Consider the following 17,535-nt stretch of genomic DNA (forward strand, 5'->3'; position numbering starts at 1 on the left):
TAGTGATGCTGAGCAAGGCGCCATTGTGGCACCTCGCTATTAGCGCAAACAACCGTATCACCGCTCCTTCTGCGTTTTGTCGCCTTCCGACCAGAAACCCGTTTCGGGCACTTGCGTTGCCGGTATTATGGTATACCATCATACGCACAGACATCCTTCACCCTACATGGAGCAGCTCATGAGTTTCGAAATCCGCAAGATCGTCAGCTATGTCGAAGAAACCTTTATCGAAGGCGGCAAAGCCACCGACACGCCAGTGACCATGGTCGGCCTGGCTGTTGTCATGAAAAACCCATGGCTGGGGCGCGGCTTCGTCGAAGACCTGAAACCGGAAATCCGCGCCAACTGCTCCGATCTCGGCGCGCTGATGGTCGAGCGCCTGGTCGGCATCATTGGTGGCGCCGACAAGATCGAGGCCTACGGCAAGGCGGCGGTGGTCGGTGCCGATGGCGAAATCGAGCACGCCTCGGCGGTGATCCATACCCTGCGCTTCGGCAACCATTACCGCGAAGCGGTCAAGGCCAAGAGCTACCTGAGCTTCACCAACAAGCGCGGCGGCCCGGGCACTTCGATCCAGATTCCGATGATGCACAAGGACGACGAAGGCCTGCGTTCGCACTACATCACCCTGGAAATGCAGATTGAAGACGCGCCGCGCGCCGATGAAATCGTCGTGGTGCTGGGTTGCGCCGATGGCGGCCGACTGCACCCGCGCATCGGCAACCGCTACATCGACCTGGAAGAACTGGCGGCCGAAAACGCCCAGTAATCGAGGTCGGTCACCACAACAAAAAGGTATGCAGGAGCGCTCCATGATTCGGCTCACCGCTGAACACACCCCGGCTGGCACCAGTTATCTGGCGACCGGCCAAGGCCAGCCTGTGGTTTTGATCCACGGCGTGGGCCTGAATAAAGAAATGTGGGGCGGCCAGGTCGTCGGCCTTGCCACGAAGTACCGGGTAATTGCCTATGACATGCTCGGCCACGGCGCCAGCCCGCGCCCGGAAAGCGGTACGCCGCTGCTGGGTTATGCCGATCAATTGCTGGAACTGCTCGATCACCTGCAATTGCCCCAGGCGACGGTGATCGGGTTTTCCATGGGCGGATTGGTCGCGCGAGCCTTTGCCTTGCATTACCCGCAACGCCTGCAAGGCCTGGTGGTGCTCAACAGTGTGTTCAACCGTAGTGCCGAACAGCGTGCCGGCGTCATTGCCCGCACCGCGCAAGCGGCGGAGCACGGGCCGGACGCCAACGCCGAAGCGGCGCTGTCACGCTGGTTCAGCCGTGAATATCAGGCGGCCAACCCGGCGCAGATCGCCGCGCTTCGCCAGACTCTGGCCGAGAACGACCCGCAGGGTTACCTGACCACCTACGAACTGTTCGCCACCCAGGACATGTACCGCGCCGACGACCTGGCCAGCATCCAGGTGCCGACACTGGTCGCCACCGGTGAGCTGGACCCCGGTTCGACACCGGAAATGGCCAGGCAACTGGCCGAGCGCATCCCCGGCGCAACAGTTGCCGTGCTCGCCGAGCAGCGGCATATGATGCCCGTAGAATCGCCGCGCCTGGTCAACCAGCTGTTGCTGGAATTTCTCGACACGGCAAACGCCCGACAAAACCCAATCAAGGGGATCGTTGCATGACACTCGCACGTTTCCAGATGTGCATCGGCGGTGAATGGGTCGATGCCCAATCCGGCAAGACCTTCGAAAGCCTGAACCCGGCCCTGGCCGAAGCCTGGGCGGAACTGCCCGATGCTGACGAAGCCGACGTCGAGCGCGCCGTACAGGCCGCACAAACCGCATTCGACAGCCCGGCCTGGCGCGGCCTGACCGCCACCGCCCGGGGCAAATTGCTGCGCCGGCTGGGGGATCTGATCGCCGAGAACAAGGAACACCTGGCGCAGCTGGAAAGCCGTGACAACGGCAAGCTGATTCGAGAGACCCGTGGCCAGGTCAGCTACCTGCCGGAGTTCTTCCACTACACCGCCGGCCTGGCCGACAAGCTCGAAGGCGGCACCTTGCCGCTCGACAAGCCGGACCTGTTCGCCTACACGGTGCACGAAGCCATGGGCGTGGTCGCGGCGATCATTCCCTGGAACAGCCCGTTGTACCTGACCGCGATCAAACTGGCGCCGGCCCTGGCCGCGGGCAACACGATTGTGATCAAACCGTCCGAGCATGCCTCGGCAACCATCCTCGAGCTGGCGCGCCTGGCCCTCGAGGCCGGCATTCCGCCGGGTGTGGTCAACGTCGTCACCGGTTACGGCCCAAGTACCGGTGCCGCCCTCACCCGCCATCCGCTGATCCGCAAAATCGCCTTCACCGGCGGCGCGGCGACGGCCCGGCATGTGGTGCGCAGCAGCGCCGAGAACTTCGCCAAGCTGTCGCTGGAACTGGGCGGCAAGTCACCGAACATCATCTTCGCCGACGCCGACCTCGATAGCGCGATCAACGGTGCGATTGCCGGGATCTATGCCGCGTCCGGACAGAGCTGCGTCTCCGGTTCACGGCTGCTGGTCCAGGATGAAATCTACGACGAATTCGTCGAGCGACTGGTCGAACGCGCCAAGCGCATCCGCATCGGCAACCCGCAGGAAGACAGCAGCGAAATGGGCCCCATGGCCACCGCGCAGCAACTGGCGGTCGTCGAAGGCCTGGTCGCCGATGCCATTGCCGAAGGCGCGCGTCTGCGCCTGGGCGGCAAGCGTCCGCAGAACCTCGGTGACGGCTGGTTCTATGAGCCGACCTTATTCGAATGCGACCGCAACTCGATGAAGATCATGCAGGAAGAAGTCTTTGGTCCGGTGGCCTCGGTCATTCGATTCAAGGACGAAGCCGAAGCGCTGGCGATTGCCAACGACTCGCAGTTCGGCCTCGCCGCCGGGATCTGGACCCGCGACCTCGGTCGCGCCCATCGCCTGGCCCGGGACGTGCGCTCGGGGATCATCTGGGTCAACACCTACCGCGCCGTGTCGGCAATGGCGCCGATTGGCGGCTTCAAGAACAGCGGCTATGGACGCGAGAGCGGCATCGATTCGGTGCTGGCCTACACCGAACTGAAAACGGTGTGGATCAACCTTTCCCAGGCACCGATGCCTGACCCTTTCGTGATGCGCTAAGAGATAACCGACATGATCGAACCCGGCATTTACAAAGACGTCATGAGCTCGTTTCCGTCCGGGGTCACGGTGGTCACCACCCTGGACCCGGACGGCGGCATCGTCGGCATCACCGCCAGCGCGTTCAGTGCGCTGTCGATTGACCCAGCGCTGGTGCTGTTCTGCCCCAACTATGCTTCGGACACTTACCCGGTTTTGCGCGACAGCAAGCAGTTCGCGATTCATCTGCTGTCCGCCGACCAGACCGCCGAAGCCTATGCCTTCGCCAGCAAAGGCAAGGACAAGGCCCGTGACATCGAATGGCATCTGAGCGCCCTGGGCAATCCGTTGCTGGGCAAGGCTACCGCCATCATCGAGTGCGAACTGTGGCGTGAATACGATGGCGGCGACCACGCCATCATCGTCGGCGCGGTGAAGAATTTGATTCTGCCCGAGCAGCCGGTGACGCCGATGATTTACCACAAAGGCAAACTGGGCCCGCTGCCCGCGCTGGCCTGACTCAGTCCCTTGTAGGAGCAAGCTTGCTCGCGATGGTCGTCAATGATGATGCGGTAAGCCTGACACCCCGCGCAGTTCTCGGGTTTTTCGCGAGCAAGCTCGCTCCTACAGAGTTCCGAGGTCCACGGAGACAATCGAAATGAGCAACGAGAAGTACGAAAAAGGCTTGCAGATCCGCACGAAAGTGCTCGGTGAGGCTTATGTGAAACGCTCCATCGAGAACGCCGATGACTTCACCCGGCCGTTGCAGGAAATGGTCACGGAATACTGCTGGGGTCATGTCTGGGGGCGTGAAGGCTTGTCGCTCAAGGAACGCAGCATGATCAACCTGGCGATGATCTCGGCGCTCAACCGTCCGCATGAACTCAAGCTGCATGTGCGTGGCGCCTTGCGTAACGGCTTGAGTCGTGAGCAAATACGCGAAATTCTGCTTCAAGTCGGCATTTATTGCGGTGTGCCCGCTGCCGTAGACAGCTTCAGGCTTGCCCGTGAAGCCTTCGCCGAAGCCGATGCCGAGGCCTCCAGTTAACCCTCGGCTGTTTTGATGCCCATCCGGCATGGACAGCCGCCTTTAGAGCGTACCCCATGAAACGCCTGCCACTCGACGACAGCTTCAAGGTCAATCGCAACCCCGTTACCCTGCGCGAAATCGTGCTGGATAAACTGCGAAGCGCCATCATGAACTTCCAGCTCATGCCGGGGGACCGTCTGGTCGAGCGCGATTTGTGTGATCGCCTGGGCGTCAGCCGCACGTCCGTTCGCGAAGCCTTGCGTCACCTGGAGTCCGAAGGCCTGGTGGAGTTCGCCGATGCCAAGGGCCCACGCGTCGCGATCATCACCCTGGCCGATGCCGTCGATATCTATGAGCTGCGTTGCGTGCTCGAAGGCCTGATCGTCCAGCTGTTCACCCTGCGTGCCAAGGCCAAGGACATCAAGGCCCTGGAGAAAGCCCTCGAGGAAAACCGCAAGGCCCTGAAAGAGGGTGAGCTGCAACAGGTGATCGACTCGGTCCAGGGGTTCTACGACGTCCTGCTCGAAGGCTCCGGCAACCATGTCGCAGCCACTCAGCTGCGTCAGTTGCAGGCGCGGATCAGTTACTTGCGTGCGACCTCGGTGTCCCAGGAAAACCGTCGCGGCGCCAGTAATCAGGAAATGGAACGCATGGTCGAGGCCATCAAGAGCGGCGATCCATTGGCGGCGCATCAGGCGTGCGTCGATCACGTACGCGCCGCCGCAGCGGTCGCCCTGGACTACCTCAAGCGCAAACAGGAAGAGACCGGGAAAATCCCCGAAATCACCCTGCCGATCGCGCTCAAAGAACCGCGCATAGGTCGCTGATCATGTTCAGCCCGAGCTTTTGCCCAAAGTGCGGCGGCAACGACCTCAAGTCGCAGCTGCCGCCGGGCGATACGCACGAGCGCCTGATGTGCCGCGGTTGCGGCTACATCCACTACGTCAATCCGAAAATCATTGCTGGCTGCATCATCGAGCAGGACGGCAAGTACCTGCTGTGTCAGCGCGCCATTCCACCGCGTCCGGGCACCTGGACACTGCCGGCGGGTTTCATGGAAGGTGGCGAGACCACCGAGCAGGCCGCCCTGCGCGAAGTCTGGGAAGAAAGCGGCGTTCGCGCGGAAATCCTCTCGCCGTATTCGATCTTCAGCGTGCCGAAGATCAGCGAGGTGTACATCATCTTTCGCGCCATCGCGCTGGAGATCACCGGGCAATACGGACCGGAAACCCTCGACTACAAATTCTTCGCGCCCGAGGACATTCCCTGGGACAGCATCTACTACCCGGCGATCCGGCAGATCCTTGAACGCTATATCGAGGAACGGCAGGCCGGGGTGTATGGCATCTACATCGGCAACGACGATACCGGCAAGATTCACTTTATCCGCTGAACCCTTGTAGGAGCCGGCTTGCTGGCGATGGACTCGAAAGCGCCGCGTTCATTCAGGAAACAAGCGTTATCGTTGACGACCATCGCCAGCAAGCTGGCTCCTACAGGGTGGTGCGGTGTTTGTTAGAGCGGTGCCACGCCTTCGACGATGATGATCTCTGCCTTTGCTACGCCCTCGCGAAACCCTTTCGCCTCTTGATACTCCGCTGACCGATAGCAGGCCAGCGCCTGTTCGTATGAGTCAAATTCGATCACCACACTGCGCTGCGGCGTCGGCCGCCCTTCCATCGCCTCGCTACGCCCGCCACGCGCCAGCATCCGCCCGCCGAACAACGCAAAGGCCGCTGGCGCCCGTTGGGTGTATTGGCTGTATTGATCGGGATCGGTGACATCCACGTGAGCTATCCAGTACGCCTTCATAGTGACCTCTCGGTTTATTTTGTATTATGGTATACCACAAAATACCTCCATCAAACATTGAGAGTTCAACATGGCCTTCAACAGCATCGAAGAAATCATCGAAGACTATCGGCACGGCAAGATGGTGCTGCTGGTGGATGACGAGGACCGCGAAAACGAAGGTGACCTGCTGCTCGCCGCCGACTGCTGCACCGCACAAGCCATCAGCTTCATGGCGCGGGAAGCCCGTGGCCTGATCTGCCTGACGCTGACTGACGACCACTGCCAGCGCCTCGGTCTGGAACAGATGGTGCCCAGCAATGGCAGTGTATTCAGCACCGCCTTCACCGTTTCGATCGAAGCCGCCGTCGGTGTGACCACCGGCATCTCCGCGGCTGATCGGGCGCGCACCGTCGCGGCAGCAGTCGCGGCCGATGCAGGTCCCGCCGACCTTGTACAACCCGGCCATATCTTTCCATTGCGTGCCCGGGAAGGCGGCGTGTTGACCCGTGCCGGCCACACTGAAGCCGGTTGCGACCTGGCGCGACTGGCCGGCTTCACCCCTGCCTCCGTCATTGTCGAGGTGATGAACGATGACGGCACCATGGCCCGCCGCCCGGACCTGGAAGTGTTCGCGCGCAAGCACGGGATCAAGATCGGCACCATCGCCGACCTGATCCACTACCGCCTCAGCACCGAACACACGGTCAAGCGCATCGGTGAACGGGAACTGCCTACGGTGCACGGCACCTTTCGTCTGATCACCTTTGAGGATCACATCGGCGGTGGTGTCCACATGGCAATGGTCATGGGTGAACTGCGTCGTGACGAACCGACGCTGGTGCGGGTGCATGTCATCGATCCGTTGCGCGACCTGGTCGGCGCCGAATACAGCGGACCGCCGAACTGGACACTGTGGGCCGCACTCCAGCGCGTGGCGGATGAAGGCCGCGGCGTCGTGGTGGTGCTGGCCAACCACGAATCATCCCAGGCGCTGCTTGAGCGTGTGCCGCAGCTGACCCAGCCGCCACGGCAATTCAGCCGCTCGCCGTCGCGCATCTATTCGGAAGTCGGGACCGGGGCGCAGATTCTGCAGGACCTGGGGGTCGGCAAATTGCGACATCTGGGCCCGCCGCTGAAATACGCGGGGCTGACCGGTTACGACCTGGAGGTGGTGGAGAGCATTCCTTTTACCCAGTGATCCCGCCCCCTGTAGGAGCGAGCCTGCTCGCGATGACGGCGGCACATTCGGCATCAAAGTGAATGGCACACCGCTTCGCGAGCAGGCTCGCTCCTACAAAGAAATGTGGGTTCACAGCAGTACAGATTGCGAAAAAAACCCGAGTCAGCGGATAGCCGGTAAGGCAAAGTGCTTGCACAAAGTTTGGAATACCATAATATGATATTCCATAGACCGAACGACCATCACTGGCCCGACGGACCTACTGCTCCCACTAGGCGGGCACTCAAAAGCCCCGCTCATAAACACAACATTGAGGGCGTGAAAATGGTGTTGAACAAACGTGCGACCGCGGTACTTTTTGCGGGACTGCTGAGCTTTACCAGCCAGGCGCTGATGGCGGCCGAAAGCGTCAACTTTGTCAGCTGGGGCGGTAGCACCCAGGATGCGCAGAAGCAGGCCTGGGCCGATCCGTTCAGCAAGGCCAGCGGCATCACCGTGGTCCAGGATGGCCCGACCGACTACGGCAAACTCAAAGCCATGGTCGAGAGTGGCAACGTGCAGTGGGACGTGGTCGATGTCGAAGCCGATTTTGCCTTGCGCGCCGCGTCCGAAGGCTTGCTGGAACCCCTCGATTTCTCGGTCATCCAGCGCGACAAAATCGATCCGCGATTTGTCTCCGACCACGGTGTCGGCTCGTTCTTCTTCTCCTTCGTCCTCGGCTACAACGAAGGCAAGCTCGGCGCCAGCAAACCTCAAGACTGGTCCGCGCTGTTCGACACCAAGACCTACCCCGGCAAACGCGCCCTCTACAAATGGCCGAGCCCTGGCGTGCTCGAACTCGCGCTGCTGGCCGACGGCGTCACTGCCGACAAGCTCTACCCGCTGGACCTGGATCGCGCCTTCAAAAAACTCGACACCATCAAGAAAGACATCGTCTGGTGGGGCGGCGGCGCGCAGTCGCAACAGCTCCTGGCCTCGGGTGAAGCGAGCATGGGCCAGTTCTGGAACGGCCGGATTCATGCTTTGCAGGAAGACGGTGCGCCAGTCGGTGTGAGCTGGAAACAGAACCTGGTCATGGCCGACATTCTGGTCATCCCGAAAGGCACCAAAAACAAAGCCGCCGCCATGAAGTTCCTGGCCAACGCCAGCAGCGCCAAAGGACAGGCCGACTTCTCGAACCTGACGGCTTATGCGCCGGTCAACGTCGACAGCGTCGCACGCCTGGACTCGGTGCTGGCGCCCAACCTGCCGACGGCTTACGCCAAGGATCAAATCACTCTTGATTTCGCGTACTGGGCCAAGAACGGTCCGGCCATCGCGACACGGTGGAACGAATGGCTGGTCAAATGAAAATGACGGCAACAGCGTCCCGCCCCTCCACGCCGACCGGGAGCGCCACGGGCGCTGCCGGCGCGGTTTCCCGGGCGGCTGCGATGAACCAATCCCCCTCCCTGGCCCAGCGCTGGCGCGGTTCGAGCAACCTGATCCCCGCCCTGCTGTTCCTCGGCCTGTTCTTTCTCGCGCCGCTGATCGGGCTGTTGCTGCGGGGTGTGCTGGAGCCCGTTCCGGGCCTTGGCAACTACGAACAACTGTTCGCCAACTCGGCGTATGCCCGGGTGTTGCTCAATACCTTTTCGGTGGCGGGACTGGTGACTCTGTTCAGCTTGCTGCTGGGTTTCCCGCTGGCCTGGGCCATCACTCTGGTGCCCCGTGGCTGGGGTCGCTGGATCCTCAACATCGTGCTGCTGTCGATGTGGACCAGCCTCCTCGCCCGCACCTATTCCTGGCTGGTGCTGCTGCAAGCCTCGGGAGTGATCAATAAGGCGTTGATGGCCATGGGCATCATCGATCAGCCGCTGGAGATGGTGCATAACCTGACCGGCGTGGTGATCGGCATGTGCTACATCATGATCCCGTTCATCGTGCTGCCGTTGCAGGCAACCATGCAGGCCATCGACCCGATGATCTTGCAAGCCGGCTCGATTTGCGGCGCGAGCCCGTGGACCAACTTTTTCCGGGTGTTCCTGCCGCTGTGCCGGCCGGGGCTGTTCTCCGGCGGCCTGATGGTGTTCGTGATGTCGCTTGGGTACTACGTGACCCCGGCGCTGTTGGGCGGCGCGCAGAACATGATGCTGCCCGAGTTCATCATTCAACAGGTGCAGTCGTTCCTCAACTGGGGCCTGGCCAGCGCCGGCGCTGCGTTGCTCATCGTGATCACGCTGGTGCTGTTCTACTTCTACCTGAAGCTCCAGCCGGAATCCCCGGTTGGCGCCAGCAACGCGAGGTAAGCCGTCATGCTCCTGACCCCCAATGCCATGAGCCGGCGCATGCGCTTCGGCCTGTATTTCACCACCGGCCTGATCGCGTTGTTCCTGTTGCTGCCGATCGTGTTCATCGTGCTGCTGTCGTTCGGTTCCTCCCAGTGGCTGGTGTTCCCGCCACCGGGCTGGACGCTGAAATGGTACGGCCAGTTCTTCTCCAATGCCGACTGGATGAATGCGGCCATGGCCAGTCTCAAGGTCGCGGTGCTGACGACGTTCTTCGCCGTGGCGCTGGGCCTGCCCACCGCATTTGCCCTGGTACGTGGACGCTTTCCCGGACGGGAAATGCTCTACGGCCTGTTCACCCTGCCGATGATTGTGCCGCTGGTGATCATCGCGGTGGCGGTGTACGCACTGTTCCTCAAGCTCGGCTACACCGGGACGATGTTCGCCTTCGTGGTCAGCCACGTCATCGTCGCCTTGCCGTTCACCATCATCTCGATCATCAACTCGCTGAAGCTGTTCGATCAGTCGATCGAAGACGCGGCGGTGATCTGCGGCGCCTCGCGCCTGCAAGCGGTGTTCAAGGTGACCTTTCCGGCGATCCGTCCGGGCATGGTGGCCGGCGCTCTGTTTGCCTTCCTCGTCTCGTGGGACGAAGTGGTGCTCAGCGTGATGATGGCTAGCCCGACCCTGCAAACCCTTCCCGTCAAAATGTGGACCACCCTGCGCCAGGACCTGACGCCTGTGATCGCCGTCGCCTCGACGTTGCTGATCGGCCTCTCGGTACTGGTCATGGTGATCGCCGCCGCCCTTCGCCGGCGCAATGAAATCAGCGCCTGAGCGCCCAGGAGTACGACATGAGTGCAGTGATCAAAGATGCCGCGCAGCAAAATGACCAACCCCTGGTAAGCCTGCGCAACCTGAACAAGTACTACGGCGAGTTTGCTGCCGTGGACGACATCTCGCTCGACATCAAGGACGGTGAATTCCTCACCTTCCTCGGTTCCAGCGGCTCCGGTAAAAGTACGACGCTGTCGATGCTCGCCGGTTTCGAATCTCCGAGCAGCGGCGAGATCCTGGTCAACGGCCAGTCGCTGGTCAACGTGCCGCCGCACAAGCGCGACATCGGCATGGTGTTCCAGCGTTACTCGTTGTTCCCGCATCTGTCGGTGCGCGACAACATCGCGTTCCCGCTGGCGATTCGCAAACTGGCGAGCGCCGAACGTGAGCGCCGGGTCGATGCGATGCTCAAGCTGGTTCAACTCGAACAGTTCGCCCATCGCCGCCCTTCGCAACTCTCCGGCGGCCAGCAACAACGCGTCGCCATCGCCCGGGCGCTGGTCTATGAACCGCGCATCCTGCTGATGGACGAACCGCTCGGTGCACTCGATAAAAAGCTGCGCGAAGATCTGCAGGATGAGTTGCGCCAGCTGCACCGGCGCCTGGGCATCACCATCGTCTACGTGACTCACGATCAGGAAGAGGCCATGCGTTTGTCGCAGCGCATTGCGATTTTCAGCCACGGCAAGATCGTTGGGTTGGGCAGCGGATATGACCTGTACCAGAACCCGCCGAATGCGTTTGTGGCCTCGTTCCTCGGCAACTCGAACTTCCTCAAGCTCAAGGCTCAGGGGAATGCGGTGGCTTCGTTTGAAGGCCAGTCGCTGTCCATTCGCCTGACCGCCGGGCTGCACACCGACCAGGATGTGCTGCTGATGGTTCGCCCGGAAAAAGCCCTGGCGTTGAGTGTCGAGCAAGCGGCTCAGGAACCGTTGGCGGCAGGCTGGAACGAAGTGTCGGCGATTGTGGGTGAGGTGCTGTTCCTCGGTGAAAGCCAGACGTGCACCGTGAAAACCCTGGGCGGAACGTCGATGACCGTTAAAGCGCTCTCCGCGGCGGGCATACCGCTCAAGACGGGTGATCCGGTGCGCGTGCGCTGGGCGACGGCGGATGCGTGCGTGTACACCGAATGGGCTGAAAGCGATTTGAACAAGGCTGCCGGCGCACATTGATCGTTAGCGACTCGCGTGTGTGAGTCGCGCTGAAACAGAGTCACCCTCAGGTCGCTGCAACGTCGGGTTGCAGCGGCCTTTTTTTGTTTGTTGATTTGGGTATATCCGAAGCCGTACGCCGATCCATTGTAGGAGCGAGCTTGCTCGCGAAGGACGTGGACGATGACGCGGGTTACCTGGATAAACGCGTCGTCTGGAGGTTCTTCGCGAGCAAGCTCGCTCCTACAGGGGATCGCGCTGGTCTGTTGATCTCTACACAAAAAAATGCCCGGCCAAAGCCGGGCATTTCGGACAACCAAAACAGAACTAGTCAGTAAAACCCAAGCGAGAAGCCCGGTTCTCTTGTGCCTGTCCGCGCGTCGCCAGGCACCAGTACAACGGGCAAGTCACCACCAGCCCTACCAGCCAGGACAAATCCGCGCCCTCTACCAGGTTGGCATATGGCCCGACGTACAACGACGTATTGGCAAACGGCAGCTGCACGATAATCCCGATGAAATACGCAACGATCGCATGCAGGTTGAATCGCCCATAAATCCCACCGTCAGCACGAAAGATCGAGGCGATATCGTAATGGCCGCGCTTGATCAGGTAGAAGTCGATCAGGTTGATCGAAGCCCACGGCACCAACACCAGCAACAGCGCCAGAATCAGCCCGATGAACTGCGAAATGAAATCCGCCGAAGCGCTCAGGGCCACCAGGCAGCAGCCCGCCAGGACAATGCTCGACAACACCACTCGCAACTTGATGCTCGGCGTCCATTGGCTGGCGAAGGTCTGGATCGAGGTGATGATCGACAGCACCGCGCCATACAGATTCAGGGCGTTGTGGCTGATGATGTTGAGCAGAAACAGGACCATCAGGATCGGCCCCAGCCATCCGGTGGACTGCTTCACCGCGGCCATGGCCTCGGTGCCATCCGGCGTCGCCAAAACTGCCACCGCACCAAAGGTGAAGGACAGGATGGTGCCCAGTGTCGCCCCAAGGTAGGTGGCAAAGAATGGGCGGGCAATCCCGATGTCCGCCGGCAGGTAACGCGAGTAGTCCGACACATAGGGCGAGAAGCTGATTTGCCAGATGATCCCCAGCGACACCGTGGCCAGCCAGCCGGACAGGTTGAAACCGCCGCGGGTGAAGAAGTCTGCCGGCAGGTCGTGGGCAAAGATGTAAAGGAAACCGGCGAGCAACGCGCTGCCCATGACCCAGGTGCCGATGCGGTTCAGGGTGTGAATGAAGCGGTAGCCGATCACCCCGATGGCTGTGGCGCTAAGGGCACCGATGAGGATGCTGGCCGGGACCGGGACCGAAGGCGCAATGCCGACAATCGACTTGCCGGCCAGGACGATGTTGGAGATGAAGAAACCGATGTAGATGATCGCCGCAAAGAACACGATCAGCAGCGCACCGTATCGGCCGAACTGACCGCGGCTCTGGACCATTTGCGGAATACCCATGCGCGGCCCCTGGGCCGACGCGAGTGCAATCACCAACCCGCCGACCATGTGCCCAAGGGCAATCGCCATCAGGCCCCAGAACAGGTCGAGCTGGAACACTTGAACCACCATGGCTCCGGTAACGATGGGCAGCGGTGCAATGTTGGTACTGAACCATAAGGTGAACAGATCGCGGGCCTTCCCATGGCGTTCCGCGAGAGGGACGTAATCGACCGTGTGATTCTCGATCAGGGGGTCTTGCCGGGACATCTGGGACATGTGCATGAACTCGAGTTTGTCTGATCTTATAGTTGTATGAAGCCAAACCGGGGGGACTCTTCGGCCGCCCCTCAGATGCCAGCCATATTATGGTATTCCAAACTTTTCACAAGGCTGATCCGGTCTTTAAACCCCCATCTGATCTGCCATCCTGGCATAAAAAGCCTTTCATCGAGTCGCTAAAAGCCCCGTATTCATTGACTATCAGACCGAAGGCACACGTTTATCGGACAACTGAAAAAGCCCTTGCAAACGATGTATTACGGTATACCATCAGACCTACAAATCCATAAAAACCCGCTTCACCGCCAGAGGACCGTCCCATGATCGATGCCGCCATCTATAAACAAGTGATGGGTTCGTTTCCGTCCGGGGTCACCGTGATCACCACACTGGATGACGATGGACAAATCGTCGGCCTCACCGCCAGCGCCTTCAGTTCGCTGTCCATGGATCCTGCGCTGGTGCTGTTCTGCCCCAATTACAGCTCCGACTCCTACCCTGTCCTGATCAAGAACAAACGCTTCGCCATCCACGTCCTGTCGGGCGGCCAGCAAAGCGAAGCCTATGCTTTCGCGCGCAAAGGCAAGGACAAGGCGCAAGGGATCGAGTGGACGTTGAGCGAGCTGGGCAATCCGATCCTGGCCAATGCCACGGCGGTGATCGAATGCGAGTTGTGGCGCGAATACGAAGGCGGCGACCACGCGATCATGGTCGGCGCGGTGAAGAACCTGATAGTGCCACAACAGAATGCCGGGCCACTGGTGTACTGCCACGGCAAGATGGGCGCCCTGCCCGTTCTGGCCTGATACCACTCCTATAGAAATCCGTTTCTACCTGTCACACCTCCAAACCTGTAGGAGCCGGCTTGCCGGCGATGGCGGCTGTTCTGGCACACCGCGTTGCTGTTGATCGCCGGCAAGCCGGCTCCTACAAGAGTCCGTCCACCGGCTCCTACAAAGGCGGCATGGCGGGCTCTGCCACTTCGCGGGTGAGGAAGTCGATCAGCGCACGGGCCGCCGCGGACAACTGGCGATGGGGCGGGTAGATCACCGAGAACGGCCGCGAACGCCCCCCGGACTGTTCAAGCAGCGGCACCAGGCGCCCACTTTGAATCCGCTCGCGAACGATAAAGTCGTAGGTCTGGCAGATTCCCATGCCGTGTTCGGCCAGGGACACCGTGCCCAGCACGTCGTCAGACACCTGAACATTCGCCTCGGGCATCCACTCCCGATCAACCCCATGCTCGCAGAACAACCACGGCCCGACCCGGCCGCTGCTGGGCATGACAAAGGGCAAACAGGCATGCGTCGAGAGTTCGTCGACACTGCCCGGCGTGCCCGCCCGCCTCAGGTAATCCGGCGCGGCGACCAGACGCAAAACCGCGTCTTCGAGCTTGCGCCCAATCATTCCACTGTCCGGCAATTGCCCGAGGCGAATCGCCAGGTCATACCCTTCCGCCACCAGATCCACATTGCGATTGCTGATGCCCAACTCGATGCGCACCTGCGGGTACTGCCGGGCAAAACGGCTCAGTACGGGCGGCAACCGGTAATGCCCATAGGTCGTCGGCACACTCAACCGCACCCGCCCGGTCAACTCGCCTTCCTGGCCCTGGATCGTCCGCTCGGCGTCATCGATCAACCCGAACGCCGCGCGGGATTGTTCAAGGTAAAGCAGCCCCGCCTCGGTCAGGCTCAGACGCCGGGTGGTGCGCCGCAACAACTGAACACCGAGGCGCGCCTCAAGGCGTGAAATCGCCCGGCTGACCACCGACGGCGTAGTCGCAAGGAACACCGCCCCTGCGCTCAACGAACCTTTTTCCACCACAGTGACGAACACTTCAACGTCCGCGAGATAATCGAATCGTCGGCTCACCCTTACCTCCAGAGAACAAGTGCTTTCCTTCGCAGCGAGTTTATCGCTCACAGAGGCATGAATATAGTGATTCAAATCGATCACTCACTGCCCGGAAGCCCCATGCGCCCTATCGCCCGACTCGCCCTTGCAATGACCATTTCTGCTGCCGCCTTCAATGCTCAGGCTGCGAATGTCCTGGTCGTGTTGTCCGATTCCGACCACCTCGACCTCAAGGACAACAAGGTTTTCTCCACCGGTTTCTACCTCAACGAACTGATGCAACCGGTGAAACTGCTGCTCGACGCCGGGCACTCGGTGACCTTCGCCACCCCGACCGGCAAGGCGCCAACCCTGGACCAGTCGTCCAACGACCCGTCGTACTTCAACAATGACCCGGCCGCGTTGCAGGCGCACAAGGCCTTGCTGGATCAACTGAAAATCACCTCGAAGGGCGAGTCGCCGGTCATCAGCCTGGCGCGGGTCGAACAGATCGGTTACGAGCATTTCGATGCGGTCTACATTCCCGGCGGCCACGCGCCGATGCAGGACCTGCTGCACAGCGCCGCCCTGGGCAAGTTGCTGATCAACTTCCATGACAACGGCAAGACCACCGCGCTCGTCTGCCACGGCCCGATTGCCCTGCTGTCGACCCTGGCCGACCCGTTCGCTTTCACCCGGCAACTCGAAACCGGCCGCAAGGCCACGGCCAAAGGCTGGGCCTACGCCGGCTATAAATTCACCGTCATCAGCAATCAGGAAGAGGAACTGGCCAAGGGTTTGTTGAACGGCGGCGCGATGAAGTTCTACCCACAGACGGCGCTGGAACAGGCCGGTGGCGTCTACCGCAGCAACACCTCGCCATGGGCCGCCAACGTCGTCATTGACCGCGAACTGGTGACCGGACAAAACCCCGGCTCGGCGCTGGAGGTGGGCAAGGCGATCGTCGAGCGTCTGAAGTCCGCGAACTAGAGACGCCGGGGTTCTGCAATGGTAAAAGTCAGGGCGACGTTTTCTGTTTGAATCGCCCGCAAAAAAGGATCACACCGGTGAAGTCACCCGCCACGCCAGATTCAAGTGTCCCAACCGGCACGGAACTCAGCCTGCAAACCCGGCTGATCGCGCTGGTGGTGGCGGTGACCTTTTTCATGGAGAACCTCGACGCCACGGTTATCGCCACCGCGCTGCCGACCATGGCCAGCGCGTTCGGGATCACCCCGGTCGACATGAACGTGGGCATCACCGCGTACATTCTGGCGGTGGCGATCTTCATTCCGCTGTCCAGCTGGATCGCCGACCGCTTCGGTGCGCGCAAGGTGTTCGCCGGCGCCATCGTGGTCTTCACCCTCGCCTCGCTGCTGTGCGGGCTCAGTCAGAATATCGAGATGTTTGTCGCGGCCCGCGTACTGCAGGGCATCGGCGGCGCGCTGATGGTGCCGGTCGGGCGCCTGGCGGTGTTGCGCAACACCGACAAAAAAGACCTGGTGAACATGATCGCAGTGATCACCTGGCCCGGCCTGGTGGCGCCGATTCTCGGGCCCGTGGTCGGCGGCCTGATCGTCACCCACGCCTCATGGCCATGGATCTTCTACGTCAACCTGCCGCTCGGTGCCCTCGCGTTGCTGGCCGCGCTCTGGCTGGTGCCCGAAGGGCGGGAGGAAAACGTTCGCAAGTTCGACGGCAAAGGATTCGCGCTTTTGGCCGGGGCCTGCGCCGCACTTCTGGGCGGCCTGGAATGGTTGGGCAGCCAGCACGGCAGCGCCATGTTGCCCGGTTTCGGACTGGTGCTGGCCGGCGTGATACTCGCGGTGTGGGCCGTGCATCACTGCCGCCGACACCCCAACCCGCTGCTGCCCCTCGGCACTGTCTCCATCAACACCTTTCGCGTCAGCATTTTCGGTGGATCGCTGTTTCGCCTGGCGATCAGCGCCCTGCCATTCCTGCTGCCGCTACTGTTCCAGGTCGCCTTCGGCCTGTCGCCCGTCGACGCCGGCCTGTTGGTGCTGACCGTGTTCGCCGGCAACCTGGCGATGAAACCGTTCACCACGGCCATCATGCAGCGCTTCGGCTTTCGCAAGGTCCTGCTGGTCAACGGTGTGATCGGGGTGATCTCCATCCTGGCCTGCGCGTTGTTTACCCAGCAGACGCCATTTGCGTTGATTGCAGCGGTGCTTTTCGTGGGCGGCTTGTCGCGGTCCATGCAGTTCACTTGCTACAACTCCATCGGCTTCGCCGACGTTCCCAAGGACCGCATGAGCGAGGCCTCGGCGTTGTTCAGCATGTTTTTCCAACTGGCCATGGGCATGGGCGTGACGGTGGCGGCCTTGTTGTTGCGTGCGTCGATGTCGGTGCAGAACCATGATCTGCAAGCGCAAGTGGGAGACTTCCGGATTGCGTTTATCGGGGTGGCGCTGCTGGGGCTGTTGGCATTGGTGGATGTGATCAGATTGCCCCGTAATGCCGGGGAAAGTGTCTTGAAGCGGGCTTGATCGGGGCGGCGCCAGGAAATCTTTTGCACACCGATTAAAGGCACAATGACATCAGCCGATGCCTTGGACAGGAAGCCCGGACTTCCGCATCGA

General features: G+C 61.2%; 18 protein-coding genes. 15 read left to right on the forward strand and 3 right to left on the reverse strand.

Annotation, left to right across the window (positions count from 1 at the left end):
- The first annotated feature begins 178 nt into the window (after positions 1-178).
- From ACF6ZU_RS01180 to ACF6ZU_RS01210, 7 genes are all read left to right on the forward strand, one after another.
- Positions 179-769: an amino acid synthesis family protein gene (locus ACF6ZU_RS01180; RefSeq protein ID WP_392890095.1), complete on the forward strand. Its 591-nt coding sequence runs from the start codon at positions 179-181 to the stop codon at positions 767-769.
- Between the two features lie 43 nt (positions 770-812).
- On the forward strand, positions 813-1,646 hold the full coding sequence (locus ACF6ZU_RS01185; RefSeq protein WP_392890096.1) for an alpha/beta fold hydrolase: 834 nt from the start codon (positions 813-815) through the stop codon (positions 1,644-1,646).
- A complete protein-coding gene (locus ACF6ZU_RS01190) occupies positions 1,643-3,124 on the forward strand; it encodes an aldehyde dehydrogenase (RefSeq protein ID WP_392890097.1) in 1,482 nt (493 codons plus the stop codon). The genes ACF6ZU_RS01185 and ACF6ZU_RS01190 overlap by 4 nt, the downstream gene beginning before the upstream one ends.
- A gap of 12 nt (positions 3,125-3,136) precedes the next feature.
- A complete protein-coding gene (locus ACF6ZU_RS01195) occupies positions 3,137-3,622 on the forward strand; it encodes a flavin reductase family protein (RefSeq protein ID WP_392890099.1) in 486 nt (161 codons plus the stop codon).
- Positions 3,623-3,761: 139 nt separating this feature from the next.
- Positions 3,762-4,151 (forward strand): carboxymuconolactone decarboxylase family protein, encoded by a 390-nt coding sequence (locus ACF6ZU_RS01200; RefSeq protein WP_392890100.1) that lies wholly within the window; start codon positions 3,762-3,764, stop codon positions 4,149-4,151.
- A gap of 56 nt (positions 4,152-4,207) precedes the next feature.
- On the forward strand, positions 4,208-4,960 hold the full coding sequence (locus ACF6ZU_RS01205) for a GntR family transcriptional regulator (RefSeq protein WP_392890101.1): 753 nt from the start codon (positions 4,208-4,210) through the stop codon (positions 4,958-4,960).
- Positions 4,961-4,962: 2 nt separating this feature from the next.
- Entirely contained in the window at positions 4,963-5,526 is a 564-nt protein-coding gene (locus ACF6ZU_RS01210; RefSeq protein WP_090185190.1) for an NUDIX hydrolase, read from the forward strand.
- A 122-nt stretch (positions 5,527-5,648) separates the two neighbouring features.
- On the opposite strand, the gene ACF6ZU_RS01215 is transcribed toward ACF6ZU_RS01210, so the two are convergent.
- The gene (locus tag ACF6ZU_RS01215; protein WP_392890102.1) at positions 5,649-5,945 is read right to left on the reverse strand and encodes a DUF1330 domain-containing protein; all 297 of its coding nucleotides are present in this window, start codon (positions 5,943-5,945) and stop codon (positions 5,649-5,651) included.
- Positions 5,946-6,015: 70 nt separating this feature from the next.
- Here ACF6ZU_RS01215 and ribBA point away from each other — a divergent pair, with 70 nt between their 5' ends.
- The 5 genes from ribBA to ACF6ZU_RS01240 all read left to right on the forward strand — a co-directional run bounded on the left by ribBA (position 6,016) and on the right by ACF6ZU_RS01240 (position 11,383).
- Positions 6,016-7,125 (forward strand): bifunctional 3,4-dihydroxy-2-butanone-4-phosphate synthase/GTP cyclohydrolase II, encoded by a 1,110-nt coding sequence (gene ribBA, locus ACF6ZU_RS01220; RefSeq protein WP_392890103.1) that lies wholly within the window; start codon positions 6,016-6,018, stop codon positions 7,123-7,125.
- Between the two features lie 306 nt (positions 7,126-7,431).
- Positions 7,432-8,457, forward strand: coding sequence for an ABC transporter substrate-binding protein (locus tag ACF6ZU_RS01225; protein WP_392890105.1), 1,026 nt, complete (start codon positions 7,432-7,434; stop codon positions 8,455-8,457).
- Entirely contained in the window at positions 8,454-9,395 is a 942-nt protein-coding gene (locus ACF6ZU_RS01230; RefSeq protein WP_392893993.1) for an ABC transporter permease, read from the forward strand. Before ACF6ZU_RS01225 ends, ACF6ZU_RS01230 begins: the two co-directional genes overlap by 4 nt.
- 6 nt (positions 9,396-9,401) lie before the next feature.
- On the forward strand, positions 9,402-10,211 hold the full coding sequence (locus ACF6ZU_RS01235) for an ABC transporter permease (RefSeq protein ID WP_201190478.1): 810 nt from the start codon (positions 9,402-9,404) through the stop codon (positions 10,209-10,211).
- Between the two features lie 17 nt (positions 10,212-10,228).
- Positions 10,229-11,383 carry an ABC transporter ATP-binding protein gene (locus ACF6ZU_RS01240; protein WP_392890108.1) on the forward strand — a complete coding sequence of 385 codons (1,155 nt, stop codon included), beginning with the start codon at positions 10,229-10,231 and terminating at the stop codon, positions 11,381-11,383.
- 306 nt (positions 11,384-11,689) lie between these two features.
- On the opposite strand, the gene ACF6ZU_RS01245 is transcribed toward ACF6ZU_RS01240, so the two are convergent.
- The gene (locus ACF6ZU_RS01245; RefSeq protein WP_392890109.1) at positions 11,690-13,096 is read right to left on the reverse strand and encodes a purine-cytosine permease family protein; all 1,407 of its coding nucleotides are present in this window, start codon (positions 13,094-13,096) and stop codon (positions 11,690-11,692) included.
- 323 nt (positions 13,097-13,419) lie between these two features.
- On the opposite strand from ACF6ZU_RS01245, the gene ACF6ZU_RS01250 reads away from it, so the two are divergent.
- Positions 13,420-13,905: a flavin reductase family protein gene (locus ACF6ZU_RS01250; protein WP_056740501.1), complete on the forward strand. Its 486-nt coding sequence runs from the start codon at positions 13,420-13,422 to the stop codon at positions 13,903-13,905.
- 145 nt (positions 13,906-14,050) lie between these two features.
- Here ACF6ZU_RS01250 and ACF6ZU_RS01255 read toward each other — a convergent pair whose 3' ends face one another.
- Complete coding sequence (locus ACF6ZU_RS01255; protein WP_392890111.1) at positions 14,051-14,974, reverse strand: LysR family transcriptional regulator; 924 nt, start codon at positions 14,972-14,974, stop codon at positions 14,051-14,053.
- Between the two features lie 102 nt (positions 14,975-15,076).
- Between ACF6ZU_RS01255 and ACF6ZU_RS01260 the strand changes: the two genes are divergently transcribed.
- A complete protein-coding gene (locus ACF6ZU_RS01260; protein ID WP_392890113.1) occupies positions 15,077-15,925 on the forward strand; it encodes a type 1 glutamine amidotransferase domain-containing protein in 849 nt (282 codons plus the stop codon).
- A 176-nt stretch (positions 15,926-16,101) separates the two neighbouring features.
- The gene (locus ACF6ZU_RS01265) at positions 16,102-17,442 is read left to right on the forward strand and encodes a DHA2 family efflux MFS transporter permease subunit (protein ID WP_392893995.1); all 1,341 of its coding nucleotides are present in this window, start codon (positions 16,102-16,104) and stop codon (positions 17,440-17,442) included.
- Positions 17,443-17,535 lie beyond the last annotated feature (93 nt).

The organism is Pseudomonas migulae, assembly GCF_043225285.1.
GTDB lineage: Bacteria > Pseudomonadota > Gammaproteobacteria > Pseudomonadales > Pseudomonadaceae > Aquipseudomonas > Aquipseudomonas migulae_C.

Bases quoted from the DNA above. Each gene is read 5' to 3' on its own strand.
- ACF6ZU_RS01180 (WP_392890095.1), top strand. From the start codon at position 179: ATGAGTTTCGAAATCCGCAAGATCGTCAGCTATGTCGAAGAAACCTTT.
- ACF6ZU_RS01185 (WP_392890096.1), top strand. From the start codon at position 813: ATGATTCGGCTCACCGCTGAACACACCCCGGCTGGCACCAGTTATCTG.
- ACF6ZU_RS01190 (WP_392890097.1), top strand. From the start codon at position 1,643: ATGACACTCGCACGTTTCCAGATGTGCATCGGCGGTGAATGGGTCGAT.
- ACF6ZU_RS01195 (WP_392890099.1), top strand. From the start codon at position 3,137: ATGATCGAACCCGGCATTTACAAAGACGTCATGAGCTCGTTTCCGTCC.
- ACF6ZU_RS01200 (WP_392890100.1), top strand. From the start codon at position 3,762: ATGAGCAACGAGAAGTACGAAAAAGGCTTGCAGATCCGCACGAAAGTG.
- ACF6ZU_RS01205 (WP_392890101.1), top strand. From the start codon at position 4,208: ATGAAACGCCTGCCACTCGACGACAGCTTCAAGGTCAATCGCAACCCC.
- ACF6ZU_RS01210 (WP_090185190.1), top strand. From the start codon at position 4,963: ATGTTCAGCCCGAGCTTTTGCCCAAAGTGCGGCGGCAACGACCTCAAG.
- ACF6ZU_RS01215 (WP_392890102.1), bottom strand. From the start codon at position 5,945: ATGAAGGCGTACTGGATAGCTCACGTGGATGTCACCGATCCCGATCAA.
- ribBA (WP_392890103.1), top strand. From the start codon at position 6,016: ATGGCCTTCAACAGCATCGAAGAAATCATCGAAGACTATCGGCACGGC.
- ACF6ZU_RS01225 (WP_392890105.1), top strand. From the start codon at position 7,432: ATGGTGTTGAACAAACGTGCGACCGCGGTACTTTTTGCGGGACTGCTG.
- ACF6ZU_RS01230 (WP_392893993.1), top strand. From the start codon at position 8,454: ATGAAAATGACGGCAACAGCGTCCCGCCCCTCCACGCCGACCGGGAGC.
- ACF6ZU_RS01235 (WP_201190478.1), top strand. From the start codon at position 9,402: ATGCTCCTGACCCCCAATGCCATGAGCCGGCGCATGCGCTTCGGCCTG.
- ACF6ZU_RS01240 (WP_392890108.1), top strand. From the start codon at position 10,229: ATGAGTGCAGTGATCAAAGATGCCGCGCAGCAAAATGACCAACCCCTG.
- ACF6ZU_RS01245 (WP_392890109.1), bottom strand. From the start codon at position 13,096: ATGTCCCAGATGTCCCGGCAAGACCCCCTGATCGAGAATCACACGGTC.
- ACF6ZU_RS01250 (WP_056740501.1), top strand. From the start codon at position 13,420: ATGATCGATGCCGCCATCTATAAACAAGTGATGGGTTCGTTTCCGTCC.
- ACF6ZU_RS01260 (WP_392890113.1), top strand. From the start codon at position 15,077: ATGCGCCCTATCGCCCGACTCGCCCTTGCAATGACCATTTCTGCTGCC.
- ACF6ZU_RS01265 (WP_392893995.1), top strand. From the start codon at position 16,102: ATGGAGAACCTCGACGCCACGGTTATCGCCACCGCGCTGCCGACCATG.